Source organism: Pantoea sp. CFCC18177, from assembly GCF_059412425.1.
In genome coordinates this window covers 40,104-53,056 of sequence record NZ_JBNBPL010000017.1, presented here as the reverse complement: position 1 = coordinate 53,056, position 12,953 = coordinate 40,104, and the positions used below count along the sequence as shown (strand labels likewise).

Sequence of the window (12,953 nt, the reverse complement as noted above, 5' to 3'; positions counted from 1 at the left end):
GCTGACGCCACGCGCCAGCCCCGAGACAACGGAATTACTTCACTTGCTGTTCAAAACGACGCAGCAGTTCATTTCCGCGCTTCACTGCGTTATCCAGTGCAGCTTGTGGTGCCTGTTTACCCGTCCACACGCCTTCCAGTTCCTCGTCCACGATGGTACGAATCTGTGGCATGTTGCCCAGACGCATGCCTTTGGTGAACGGCAGTGGATCTTTGTTCAGCATCTGACGCGTGGCAATGTCTGCACCTGGGTTCTTGTCGTAGAAGCCCTGCTGTTTGGTCAGCTCATACGCTGCAGTGGTGATCGGCAGATAACCGGTCTTTTGGTGCCATTCCGCTGCGATCTCTGGCTGTGCCAGGAACTTCATGAACTCTGCTACACCTTTGTAGGTGTTGGCATCTTTGCCTTTCATCACCCACAGGCTCGCGCCGCCGATAATGGCGTTCTGCGGTGCGTCTGGCACGGTTGAGTCGTATGGCATCATGCCTACGCCGAAGTTGAACTTGGCGTAGTGTTTGATATCCGCCAGAGAACCTGAAGATGCGGTGGTGATACCGCAATCGCCGTTATAGAACTTGGCTGTAGACTCATCTTTACGGCCGAAGTAGGTGAAATCACCCTTCTTGTTCATGTCTTCAAGCATTTGGATGTGACGCACCTGCACCGGCTTGTTGAACTCCAGCACCGCATCGGTACCGTCGAAGCCGTTGTTCTTGGTGGCAACCGGCAGTGCATGCCAGGCGCTGAAGTTTTCGATCTGAATCCAGCCCTGCCAGCCACTGGCGTAGCCACAGGTCATGCCGGCTTTGCGCAGGGCATCGGCATCTTTCGCCAGCTCCTGCCAGGTTTTCGGTGGCTGGTCTGGGTTCAGACCTGCTTTCTTGAAGGCGTCTTTGTTGTAGTACAGCACTGGGGTCGAGCTGTTAAACGGCTGAGAGATCAGCTGGCCTTTGCTGTCGCTGTAGTAACCCGCAACGGCTGGCACGAACTGTTTTGGATCCATCTGCACGCCCGCGTCTTTGAACACGTCATGCACCGGAACGATGGCTTTAGACGCCATCATGGTTGCCGTACCCACTTCGTAAACCTGCAGAATAGCCGGGGCTTTACCAGTACGCACAGCAGCGATACCCGCTGCCAGGCTCTGCTCATAGTTACCTTTGTAAGTCGGTACGATTTTGTATTCTGGGTGAGCCTGGTTAAAACGTTGTGCCAGAGAATCGACTTCTTTGCCTAACTCGCCTTCCATTGAGTGCCAGAAAGGAATGTCTGTAGCAGCCAGCGCATTACCGCTGAGCGCCAGACCGAGCAACACACTCATCAGGCGGGGACGAAGCGTAAAAGCGGACATAAGTTTTTTCCTGTGCTTGTTAGGTACGCGCGATATCACGCATTTTTTTGTTCGCGAAGTAACATGACACGAGGAAATGACGGAAAAATAACAGGATTATGACGGGAATGTGACGAGGTAAAAGCGCATAAGAAAGTTTTAAGTGGCACGAATTATCTCAAATTCGTGCACTGTGTTCGGACCGTCGGCGTTACATTCAAACCGCACCTTCAATCAGACCGCCGGCGGCACAGTCAGATTGCGGGCGGACAGCGCGCACATTATTGTAGCGGCGCGATTCATCGCGCGTTTGCAGGAAGCGCAATGAATTGCGCCGCTACGGATCTATGCAGCCATGATAGTATTTCAGGCACCCAGGTAAGCGCTACGTACCGCTTCGTTGGACAACAACGCTTCTCCGCTGTCTTCCAGCACTACATGGCCGTTTTCCAGTACGTAGCCACGATCGGCCAACTTCAGTGCCTGGTTGGCGTTTTGCTCCACCAGAAAGATGGTCATGCCCTCTTTACGCAGTTGCTCAATAGTGTCGAAAATCTGCTGAATGATAATCGGCGCTAAGCCCAAAGAAGGTTCGTCCAACAACAGTAAACGCGGCTGGCTCATCAACGCGCGGCCAATGGCCAGCATCTGTTGCTCACCACCGGACATGGTGCCCGCACGCTGCACTTTACGCTCTGCCAACCGGGGGAACAGTTGGTAAACGCGTTCAATGCGCTCCTGATACTGCTGACGCGTGGCAAAAAAACCGCCCATCGCCAGGTTCTCTTCCACTGTCATACGCGAAAACACGCGGCGGCCTTCTGGCACAATCGCAATCGCTTCACGCATGATTTTGGCGGTTTGCCAGTCAGTAATCTCTTTACCATCAAACACCACGGTGCCGCTGGTGGCGCGTGGCTCACCGCACAGCGTGCCGAGCAGCGTGGTTTTACCCGCACCGTTAGCACCAATCAGGGTGACAATTTCCCCCTGATTGATGTGCAGATTAATGTTATGCAGCGCCTGAATCGGGCCGTAATGGGCACTGACACCCTGCAAAGTTAAAATTGGGTTTGCCATATTACGCCTCACCTAAATAAGCACGGATCACATCCGGATTGTTGCGCACTTCTTCCGGCGTGCCGTTAGCCAGCGGTGTGCCCTGATTGACCACATAAATGCGGTCAGAAATTCCCATTACCAGCTTCATATCATGTTCAATCAACAGCACCGAGACCTTGTGCTCGCCACGCAGTTCGGCAATCAGTTCATCCAGCTCATGCGTTTCACGTGGGTTAAGTCCTGCAGCCGGTTCATCCAGCATCAGGATTTCAGGACGTGTCACCATGCAGCGCGCAATCTCCAGACGGCGCTGTTGACCGTAAGCGAGATTACCCGCCTGGCGGTTAGCCAGATCCAGTAAACCAATGCGCTCCAGCCAGGTCGCGGCACGATCCAGGGCTTCACTTTCGCCACGGCGAAACGCTGGCGTCTTGAACAGACCGGAGAATACGCCGCTTTTCAGATGCTGATGCTGCGCCACCAGCAGGTTTTCGATCACCGTCATTTCACGGAACAGACGCACGTGCTGAAAAGTACGCACGATGCCCATGCGCGCAATCTTCTGGCCCGGCAGGCCCTGTAATGGCTGGTCGCGCAGTTTGATGGTGCCGCCGGTCGGCTTGTAAAAACCGGTCAGGCAGTTAAACACCGTGGTTTTACCGGCACCGTTTGGGCCAATCAGTGACACGATTTCCTGAGGGTGCAGTTCCAGCGCCACATTGTTGACGGCCAACAGGCCGCCAAAGCGCATCATCAAGCCTTCAACGGCTAATAAAGGCTGACTCATGCCTGCTCTCCTTGTTTACTGCTTTTTAACTTCAGGTGTGGACGCTTCATCGGCAGTAATCCTTGCGGACGCCAGATCATCATCAGCACCATCAAACCACCGAGCACCAGCATGCTGTACTCGTTCAAATCACGCATCAGCTCGCGCGACACCACCAGCAGTACAGCCGCGAGGATCACCGCAAACTGAGAGCCCATGCCGCCCAATACCACAATCGCCAGTACAAAGGCCGATTCAACAAAGGTGAAAGATTCCGGACTGACAAAGCCCTGGCGCGCGGCGAACAGCGTACCGGCAAAACCAGCGAACACCGCGCTGATGGTGAATGCCGTCAGCTTGATACGCGTTGGGCTGAGGCCCAGCGAGCGACAGGCAATTTCATCTTCACGCAGTGCTTCCCAGGCACGACCCAGCGGCATACGCAGTAAGCGGTTAATCACAAACAGCGTCACCACCACCAGCAGCAGCGCCACCAGATAGAGGAAAATCACACGATGGTTGGGATCGTATTGCAGCCCTGTCAGCTCATGGAAGGTGGTCCAGCCGCCTTCACTGACGCGACGACCAAATTCAATGCCAAACAGGCTGGGCTTGGGAATCTGCGCGATACCGTTTGGCCCGCCAGTGAGCGAGGTGCTGTTCAGCAGCAGAATACGGACGATCTCGCCGAAACCGAGCGTCACAATCGCCAGATAGTCCCCGCGCAGGCGCAGCACCGGGAAGCCCAGCATCAGACCAAAGGCACCCGCCACTATTCCTGCCAGCGGCAGGCTTTCCCAAAAACCGAAACCGTAATAGTGATTCAGCAAGGCAAAGGTGTAGGCACCGATGGCGTAAAAGCCGCCGTAACCCAGCACCAGCAAACCGGAAAGCCCGACCACCACGTTGAGGCCCAAACCGAGCATCACGTAGATCAGCGTCAGCGTGGCGATATCCACACTGCCGCGTGAGACGAGGAACGGCCAAATCACCGCTGCGGCAATGATCAACGCCATCAGCCCTTTTTGTTTGGCGTTGGAGCCATCAAAACTGGGTAAAACAAAGCCTTTGCCGCTGCGTTTAAACTTGCCCTGCAACAGTGGACGCAATAACTGAAAGACAAACACCACCGCACAACCGATGAAAATCCAGTTCCAGCGCGCGGCGCCAGCGTTGGCCACCACCAGTTTGGTGCCATCCAGATCGAGGCGAACTCCCATAAAGAAGGTGGCGAGCACTAACAACATCACCGTGGAGATAACGGCGTTAACCAGACCGAGGCGCTTCATACTTTTTCCACCTCCGGACGGCCCAGAATCCCGGTTGGCATCACCAACAGCACCACAATCAACAGGGCGAACGACACCACGTCTTTGTATTCCGTTGACAGATAAGCTGAGGTCAGTGCTTCAGCAATACCCAGCACCAGACCGCCAATCATCGCACCCGGAATACTGCCGATACCACCAAGTACCGCTGCGGTGAAGGCTTTCATCCCGGCCATAAAGCCGATAAATGGGTTGATGGAGCCATAGAACTGGCCCAGCAACACGCCGGCTACCGCTGCCATCGCGGCACCAATGATAAAGGTCAGTGAGATAACACGGTCAGTGTTGATACCCAGCAGGCTGGCCATTTTCAAATCTTCTGCGCAGGCACGACAGGCGCGCCCCATGCGCGAATAGCGGATGAACAACGTCAGTGCCAGCATCGACAGGAACGTCACCACCCAGATCACCAGTTGCATGGTGGAGAGTGTCGCCGCAAAGCCGTTGCTTTCGCCCAGCGTCCACTGGCCGGTGATCAGGCTTGGCAGCGCCAGATCGCGTGAGCCTTGCGTCAGGCTGACGTAGTTCTGCAGGAAGATCGACATCCCGATAGCCGAGATTAAGGCGATCAAGCGTTTCGAGGATCGCACGGGTTTATAGGCCACGCGCTCGATGCTCCAGCCGTAGGCGCTGGAGATAATGACCGCCATCACGAAACCGGCGGCAATCATCAGCCACGTGGTATCGATACCCATCATCATCAGGGCGGCAATCACGATAAAGGAGACATAGCTGCCGATCATATACACCTCGCCGTGGGCGAAGTTGATCATGCCGATGATGCCGTAAACCATGGTGTAACCAATGGCGATCAGCGCGTAGGTGCTCCCGAGGGTCACCCCGTTGAACATCTGCTGAATGAAATAGAGAAACTGCTCGGACATAGTGAGGACCTGCATGTGGACTAAAAATCCCCTCTCCTTTTGGGAGAGGGTTAGGGTGAGGGAGAAACGCGGTAGCCATCAAAACCGTGCGCGCTGTCCCTCTCCCAGCCCTCTCCGGTAAAAGAGAGGGCCAATCTGTTTAAGGTTGGGAATTACTTAACGGCGGTAGAAGAACCGTCTTTATGCCATTTGAAGACACCAAATTCGAAGCCCTTCAGATCGCCTTTCTGATCCCAGTTCAGGTTACCCATCACGGTTGGAACCGCAGCGCCCTCTTTCAGGTTTTTAGCAATCGCATCTGGCTCGTCGCTCTTGCTGCGCTCGATACCGGCCACCAGTGACTGAATCGCGGCATAAGTAGTCCAGACGAACGGACCGGTTGGATCTTTGCGGTTAGATGCAGTGTTGGCTTTGATCGCCTCAACAATCGCCTTGTTCTCTGGCAACTGGTCATAACGCTTCGGCAAGGTGACATACAGGCCTTCAGAGGCATCACCCGCGATGTTAGACAGTGATGCGTTGCCCACACCTTCTGGCCCCATAAAGCCCGCGTTCAGACCTGCTGATTTCGCCTGGCGCAGAATCTGTCCCAGCTCTGGGTAGTAGCCGCCGTAGTAAACGAAATCGACGTTCTCTTTCTTCAGACGCGCAATCAGCGTAGAGAAATCTTTGTCACCGGCGGTGATACCTTCAAACAACACCACGTTACCGCCTTTGGCTTTCAGGGTTTTCTGCACGGATTCCGCCAGACCCTGACCGTACTGCTGCTTGTCGTGCACCACAGCGATACGTTTTGGTTTGATTTCATTCAGGATGTAAGTCGCTGCGGTTGGCCCCTGATCCGAATCCAGACCAGTGGTGCGCAGTACGTCAGCATAGCCACGCGCCGTCAGCTCAGGAGCGGTGGCGGCTGGGGTGATCATCAGAATGCCTTCATCATTGTAGATGTCAGAAGCAGGCTGAGTCGAAGAAGAGCAAAGGTGGCCGATAACGTATTTGATGCCGTCGTTAACCACTTTGTTGGCCACTGCAACCGCTTGTTTCGGGTCACAGGCATCGTCATATTCCACGCCAACCAGTTTGTCACCATTAACACCGCCTTTGGCGTTAATGTCCTTGATCGCCTGCGCTGCACCGGTGAACTGCATGTCACCGTACTGGGCAACCGGGCCGGTTGCTGCGCCAACGATGGCAATTTTGATGTCTTTAGCCAGTGCCGCGTGGCTCAACGCCAGCGCAACGCAACCCGCCAGTAATGCGCGTCCTTTACTCATTTTCATGCGTACTTCCCCATCTGTTGTGTCGTGTGTCTGTTGTGATTGGTTTATTTTCTGCCAGTCAAAGAGGAAAACTGATTTTAGAATAATGAGTTAGCGCTCTTTTCTGGCATTTATTGGTAATAAGGCTTTATTTTTCAGGTTATTAAACAGGAACTTTCTTCTGTAAATCAACTGACATATTTAGAATTAGTCGCGTTGAACAGCAGAATCATCTGGTTGTTATGGCCGGTTTTTAGCCAGCTACCCAGCGTGTTATGCTGGCTTTTTCAACGATCATTGATGGCTTACTCCACAATCCTGGCAAACAGGCTGGCATTTGACCTATTTTCATCGCAAAAAAGTGACAGCACGCTGACTGTCTAAATTCGCTACACTATGGCCTTTCTGCCAGTACAGGTATGGGTAATGAAGCTCACTATTCAGCGGATCACCGCACTGACGCCACAGGATCGGTTGGATTTAGCTAAAGTCTGGCCGCAGATCGATATTGCGCAACTGGAAGTCGCATTAAGCGAGACGCAGCGTTTGTACGCCGCCCGCTTTAACGATCGCCTGCTAGCGGCGTTACAGCTGGAGATGCGTGGGACGCAGGGGAAGATTTCGCAGCTGAATGTGCGTGAAGTCACACGCCGTCGTGGCGTGGGGCAATATCTGCTGGAAGACACTATCGCGCAGAACAGCGAAGTCGCGAATTGGTGGATTGCCAATGATGGCGAGAGCGATCAGGAGATCCGCGCTGCGTTTATGCAGGCCTGTGGTTTTCGTGCGCAAGTGGACGGTTGGGTGCGTTAACCTGGTGCGCATTAATGCGCATCCTACGGGGGATGAGTGTAGGGTCGCCATTTATGGCGACTGTCGAGCAAAAAAAAGGGCGACCCGCTGGTCGCCCCGTTTTGCACCTGACGCTTATCAGGCTTCAATCGCCATACGCAGTTTCTTCATGGCGTTCTTTTCCAACTGACGTACGCGCTCAGCAGAGACGCCGTATTGATCGGCCAGTTCCTGCAGCGTGGTTTTGTTCTCTTCATCCAGCCAACGGGCACGGATGATGTGCTGGCTACGCTCATCGAGGCTCAGCATCGCATCGCTCAGTTTATCTGCGGCATGTGCATCCCAGTTGTCCTCTTCAATGCCATCAGCAAAGTCAGAGGTTTTATCCTGCAGATACAGCACCGGAGCCATCGGCTTGCCTTCGCCTGCTTCGTCATCTGAAGACATATCGAAGGTCATATCCTGCGCGGCCATACGAGATTCCATCTCGAGCACGTCTTTACTGCTCACGCCAAGCTCGCGCGCGACCATTTCCACTTCGTCTTGGTTAAACCAGCCCAGACGCTGCTTGCTTTTACGCAAGTTAAAGAACAGCTTACGCTGTGCTTTCGTAGTCGCGACTTTCACGATACGCCAGTTACGCAGTACGTATTCGTGAATTTCTGCTTTAATCCAGTGCACGGCAAACGACACCAGGCGCACGCCCACTTCAGGATTGAAGCGACGCACCGCCTTCATCAGGCCGATGTTACCTTCCTGAATCAGGTCAGCCTGTGGCAGGCCGTAACCGGAGTAGTTACGAGCAATATGAACAACAAAGCGCAGGTGAGACAGGATCAGCGTCTTAGCTGCATCCAGATCGCCCTGGTAATGCAGTTTCTCCGCTAATGCCTTCTCCTCTTCTGCCGTTAATACCGGCCAGTTATTGGCAGCCCGGACGTATGATTCCAGGTTACCCAGAGGCGCAATCGCTAAAGTTTGCATTTCTTTGGTCATTCAAACCCTCACAAATTCAATGGACTTGCTGCACAGTTCCTTGCGCAGACGTTACATTATGTCAACGTCGCGAAAAAACCAAAAGCAATCTGTGCTACTTGGACGACAAAGTTATCCACAAGTTCAATATTAGCAGTGAATATTTTACACACAGATGACGGCGGAAGAAACAGGAAGAGTCCTCTGCTCCCAGATCGTCGGCAGCAGAGGAAGAGTATATCAAAAAACGTTGCTGTTGGTTACTGCGGCGTAAATCGGCGTAAATGTTGTACAGTCGCTAACCACGCGGCAATCCAGCCGATAATGGCGGCGATCAGCAGCAGCAGCAGTCCTTCGTCCCAGGAAAAACCTTCCAAAACAAAGGTGGTGCCGAACACCGAGGCGACCTGCGCCACCACGGACTGCAAGCGCAATACCAATACCTCGGAGAGGATCAGTGACAACACCGCGCCACTGAAACCGAGCAGCGCACCGCCATACAAGAACGGACGAAGAATAAAGCCGTCGGTGGCACCGATCAGTTTTTGCACGTTGATGGTATCGCGGCGGGCGAAAATGCTGAGTCGCACACTGTTGCCGATCACCAGGAACACCGCGACCACCATCAGCAAGCCAATCATCGAGGCGATTTGCCCCACCAGCCCGGTTAAAGCGGCTAAGCGAGCAAACCAGCTGTCATCCATACGCACTTCATCAACGCCCTGCACTTTCGCGACTCGATCGCGCAGATTGGCCATGGTGTCTGAATTCTGGAAATTGAGCTTCGGCGTGATAATGGCGACAGCAGGCAGCGGATTCTGCTCCAGCATGTCCATTGAGCCGCCAAAGCCGGACCAGTTACGGAACTCATTCAGCGCTTCTTCACGCGTCAGATAATTGACATTATCCACGCCATCTAACTTTTTCAGTTCAGCGGTGACATTCTCGGCGGCGCTATCGTCCAGCGCTTTGTCGAGATACACGGTAAGCTGCGGCGCGGGATACCATTGCGTGGCCGCCTGGCTGACGTTTTTCCACACCATGTAGCAGACGCTCGGCAGCGTTAGCGAGATGGCGATCACCATCACCGTCAGCAGCGTGGCCAGCGGCTGGCGATACATATCCGATAACGTACCGCGCCACGCATAACGCCACTGCTCCTGCCAGCCACCTTTTAACGCCTTGCTTTTCGAAGGTTGCTTCGTCGCTTTTGGCGCTGCTGGGCGCTTATTGCGTTTATTGACCATCGTGGCCTCCGTGCAGACGTCCCTGATTCAGCGTCATCAGGCGGTAATTCCGCCGTGCAATCAGCCCGGTGTCATGCGTTGCCATCAGCACCGTGACACCTACGCGGTTAAACTCTTCAAACAGTCGCAGAATGTCTTCTGACAGCGCATTGTCGAGGTTACCGGTCGGTTCATCCGCCAGCAAAACCGCCGGCTTATTCACCACCGCACGCGCAATGCCAACACGTTGCTGTTCACCGCCTGAGAGCTGGATCGGATAACTTTTCGCTTTGTCGAGCAGGCCAACTTTATCCAGCGCCGCCGACACGCGACGACGAATGTCCTCACCGCTGGCACCGGAGATAATCAGCGGGATAGCCACGTTGTCATAGACCGAACGATCCATCAGCAAGTGGTGATCCTGGAAAATCATGCCGATCTGACGTCGCAGGAAAGGGACTTCACTGTGACGCAGACGCGAAATATCGTGGCCGCTAAACCAGATCTGCCCGGCGCTCGGGCGCTCAATGCCACAAATCAGCTTCAGTAAGGTACTTTTCCCCGCGCCGGAATGGCCGGTCAGGAACGCCATTTCACCGGGACGCAGATGAAAATCCACCCCCTGCAGCGCCTGACGTCCTCCCAGGTAAGCCTTACTGACCTCTTCAAAGCGAATCATCCCAATCATTCCTCTCGGGCAAACAGTGCCTCAATAAAGTCCTCGGCCTTGAACGGCCGTAAATCCTCGATGCCTTCCCCGACACCGATATAGCGAATCGGAATACCGAACTGATCGGCAACCGAGAAGATCACGCCACCTTTCGCGGTGCCGTCAAGCTTGGTCAGGGTAATGCCGGTTAAGCCCACCGCTTCATGGAACAGTTTGGCCTGGCTTACCGCATTTTGCCCGGTGCTGGCGTCGAGGGTCAGCATCACTTCGTGTGGCGCATCCTCATCCAACTTCTTCATCACGCGGGTGATTTTCTTCAGTTCTTCCATCAGGTGCGCTTTGTTCTGCAAGCGACCTGCGGTATCGGCGATCAGCACATCCACCTGACGTGATTTAGCTGCCTGAATGGCATCAAAAATCACCGAGGCGGAGTCCGCGCCCGTGTGCTGTGCCACTACCGGAATGTTGTTACGCTGACCCCACACCTGCAACTGCTCAACAGCAGCTGCACGGAAGGTATCACCTGCCGCCAGCATCACTGATTTGCCTTGCGCCTGGTACTGACGCGCCAGCTTACCAATGGTGGTGGTTTTACCTACGCCGTTAACGCCGACCATCAGGATAACAAACGGCGTTTTGCCACTGACATCCAGCGGCTCGTCAACTTTTTCCAGAATGCCGGCCATTTCGGCTTTCAGCAGGCCGTACAAGGCTTCTGCATCGCGCAGCTGCTTACGATTCGCCTGCTGCGTCAAATTGGCGATGATGCGGCGCGTCGTTTCCACACCGACATCAGCGATCAACAGCTGTTCTTCCAGCTCTTCAAACAGGTCGTCATCGATTTTTTTGCCACGGAACAGACCGATAAACCCAGAGCCCAGGTTTTCACGGGTTTTCACCAGACTGCGTTTCAGGCGGGCAAAGAAGCCTTCTTTGGTTGGGCGCTCTTGCTCCTGCGTGACAATCGGCGCCGCGGCCAGCGGCAGATCGCTGACGGTGTCCTGCGCTTCGGCTTCCGCATCTTCGGCATAGGTTTCCGCTAATGCCAGTGCTTCCAGCTCCTCGTCGCTTAACGCGTCGTCTTCTGGCTCAACCGGTGCTTCGATAACGGGCTGTTGCGGCTCAATCACCGGCTCAACCGGCGCTTCGATAACATGCTGTTGCGGTTCAATCACCGGCTCAACGGGTGCTTCGATAACAGGCTGTTGCGGTTCAATCACAGGCTCAACGGGTGCTTCAACAATCAGCGTTTCGGCCTGCGGTTCTTCTTCGACAGGCACAACGTCGGGTTGCACTTCCGCTTCAGGCAGCACCGCTTCTTCAATCGCGACAACCGGCTCGGCAACAGGCTCTTCCACTGGCGCCTGCTGCGCTTCGGCAACCTGCTCAGTGACGGCAACCGTCTCTTCGGCCTGCGCTTCGGCGCTTGCTAATGCGCTCTCTTCAGCGATGGGCTCATGCGCGACATCGGTCGGTTGCTGCTGCGCTTCCGCAGGCTGTTGCGTCTCTTCTTCTTTGCCAAAGCCTAGCCAGGAAAAAAAGCCGCGTTTTTTCTCTTTTGCCATTGTGTAACCACACTCCTCGATGGCTTATTCCCGGTTGCACGCTGTTCCCAGGGGATAAAAAATTCAATTATTGACGCACGAGCCGCGTAAAAATCAGGCAATTACGCGCGCCATATCAACTCAGTAGTCTAACACTTTCCAGCCAGCGCACCACAGCACCCTTTTTTACGTTTCTTCTCCTTGCTGCGCCCGTTAAACTACGCAACAAATTATGACGAGTTGTGAGCGAAATGAGTAAATCACCCCGCAGCAGTGGCGCTGCTGGCCAAATCCGCATCATCGGCGGGCAGTGGCGCGGTCGCAAATTACCGGTGCCTGACAGCGCTGGCTTACGCCCGACCACCGATCGCGTACGCGAAACCCTGTTCAACTGGCTGGCCCCCGATATTCAGGAAGCACGCTGCCTCGACTGCTTCGCCGGTAGCGGCGCGCTCGGGTTGGAAGCGCTGTCACGCTATGCCGCTTCAGCCACGCTGCTTGAAATGGAACGAGCGGTGGCGCAACAGCTGTCGCAGAACCTGCAAACACTGCGTGCAACCCAAGGTACCGTGGTGCAGACCAACACTTTGCTGTGGCTAAATCAGCCGGGCGAGCCGTTTGATGTGGTGTTTGTGGACCCGCCGTTCCGTAAAGGACTATTGCTGGAAACATTGACGCTGCTTGAAAAAAACGGCTGGCTGGCAGAGAACGCGCTAATTTACGTAGAGAGTGAAGTCGAGCATGGCACGCCGGTGGCACCCGCCAACTGGGATTTATACCGCGAGAAGATTGCCGGACAGGTCGCCTATCGCCTTTATCAACGCCAACAGGAGACGCACGATGTGGCTTAATCTGGGACGTTTACTGATGATTTGCGTCTGGGCTTTTTTACTGTTGAATCTGGTGCACCCTTTCCCGACGCCGCTGCGTTACTTTGTCCATGTTGCCTTGTTCTTCATGGTGATTATGCATGGCTTGCAGCTGGTATTACTGCGCGCGACCCAGCCTAAAGAAGCACCAAAGCTCAGTGGCGCAACGCAGGCGAAGATTTTCTTTTTCGGCGTGTTTGAACTGCTGGCGTGGCAGAAGAAGCATTATCCAAAGATGTAGAGAAATC

General features: G+C 54.5%; 13 protein-coding genes. 3 read left to right on the top strand and 10 right to left on the bottom strand.

The window, feature by feature from the left end:
* Positions 1-34: 34 nt before the first annotated feature.
* From ugpB to ACPUC8_RS17120, 6 genes are all read right to left on the bottom strand, one after another.
* On the bottom strand, positions 35-1,351 hold the full coding sequence (gene ugpB / locus ACPUC8_RS17145; RefSeq protein ID WP_039331707.1) for a sn-glycerol-3-phosphate ABC transporter substrate-binding protein UgpB: 1,317 nt from the start codon (positions 1,349-1,351) through the stop codon (positions 35-37).
* A 345-nt stretch (positions 1,352-1,696) separates the two neighbouring features.
* The gene (gene livF / locus ACPUC8_RS17140) at positions 1,697-2,410 is read right to left on the bottom strand and encodes a high-affinity branched-chain amino acid ABC transporter ATP-binding protein LivF (protein ID WP_039331711.1); all 714 of its coding nucleotides are present in this window, start codon (positions 2,408-2,410) and stop codon (positions 1,697-1,699) included.
* Position 2,411: 1 nt separating this feature from the next.
* Positions 2,412-3,179 carry a high-affinity branched-chain amino acid ABC transporter ATP-binding protein LivG gene (livG, locus tag ACPUC8_RS17135; RefSeq protein WP_039331713.1) on the bottom strand — a complete coding sequence of 256 codons (768 nt, stop codon included), beginning with the start codon at positions 3,177-3,179 and terminating at the stop codon, positions 2,412-2,414.
* A complete protein-coding gene (locus ACPUC8_RS17130; protein ID WP_039331715.1) occupies positions 3,176-4,447 on the bottom strand; it encodes a high-affinity branched-chain amino acid ABC transporter permease LivM in 1,272 nt (423 codons plus the stop codon). The genes livG and ACPUC8_RS17130 overlap by 4 nt, the downstream gene beginning before the upstream one ends.
* Complete coding sequence (livH, locus tag ACPUC8_RS17125; RefSeq protein WP_034827036.1) at positions 4,444-5,370, bottom strand: high-affinity branched-chain amino acid ABC transporter permease LivH; 927 nt, start codon at positions 5,368-5,370, stop codon at positions 4,444-4,446. The genes ACPUC8_RS17130 and livH overlap by 4 nt, the downstream gene beginning before the upstream one ends.
* Positions 5,371-5,522: 152 nt before the next feature.
* The gene (locus tag ACPUC8_RS17120) at positions 5,523-6,650 is read right to left on the bottom strand and encodes a branched-chain amino acid ABC transporter substrate-binding protein (protein WP_039331722.1); all 1,128 of its coding nucleotides are present in this window, start codon (positions 6,648-6,650) and stop codon (positions 5,523-5,525) included.
* 405 nt (positions 6,651-7,055) lie between these two features.
* Between ACPUC8_RS17120 and panM the strand changes: the two genes are divergently transcribed.
* Positions 7,056-7,442 carry an aspartate 1-decarboxylase autocleavage activator PanM gene (panM, locus tag ACPUC8_RS17115; RefSeq protein WP_494926882.1) on the top strand — a complete coding sequence of 129 codons (387 nt, stop codon included), beginning with the start codon at positions 7,056-7,058 and terminating at the stop codon, positions 7,440-7,442.
* Between the two features lie 117 nt (positions 7,443-7,559).
* Here the strand turns inward: panM and rpoH are convergent, their stop codons facing one another.
* The 4 genes from rpoH to ftsY form a co-directional block, all read right to left on the bottom strand.
* Positions 7,560-8,417 (bottom strand): RNA polymerase sigma factor RpoH, encoded by an 858-nt coding sequence (gene rpoH / locus ACPUC8_RS17110; protein WP_039331724.1) that lies wholly within the window; start codon positions 8,415-8,417, stop codon positions 7,560-7,562.
* 239 nt (positions 8,418-8,656) lie between these two features.
* A complete protein-coding gene (ftsX, locus tag ACPUC8_RS17105; protein WP_039331725.1) occupies positions 8,657-9,643 on the bottom strand; it encodes a permease-like cell division protein FtsX in 987 nt (328 codons plus the stop codon).
* Positions 9,633-10,301 (bottom strand): cell division ATP-binding protein FtsE, encoded by a 669-nt coding sequence (gene ftsE / locus ACPUC8_RS17100; RefSeq protein ID WP_039331726.1) that lies wholly within the window; start codon positions 10,299-10,301, stop codon positions 9,633-9,635. Before ftsE ends, ftsX begins: the two co-directional genes overlap by 11 nt.
* Positions 10,302-10,306: 5 nt before the next feature.
* The gene (ftsY, locus tag ACPUC8_RS17095) at positions 10,307-11,857 is read right to left on the bottom strand and encodes a signal recognition particle-docking protein FtsY (RefSeq protein ID WP_494926881.1); all 1,551 of its coding nucleotides are present in this window, start codon (positions 11,855-11,857) and stop codon (positions 10,307-10,309) included.
* A gap of 230 nt (positions 11,858-12,087) precedes the next feature.
* Between ftsY and rsmD the strand changes: the two genes are divergently transcribed.
* On the top strand, positions 12,088-12,687 hold the full coding sequence (rsmD, locus tag ACPUC8_RS17090; RefSeq protein ID WP_494926880.1) for a 16S rRNA (guanine(966)-N(2))-methyltransferase: 600 nt from the start codon (positions 12,088-12,090) through the stop codon (positions 12,685-12,687).
* Positions 12,677-12,946: a DUF1145 family protein gene (locus ACPUC8_RS17085; protein WP_039331733.1), complete on the top strand. Its 270-nt coding sequence runs from the start codon at positions 12,677-12,679 to the stop codon at positions 12,944-12,946. The genes rsmD and ACPUC8_RS17085 overlap by 11 nt, the downstream gene beginning before the upstream one ends.
* Positions 12,947-12,953: the final 7 nt, after the last annotated feature.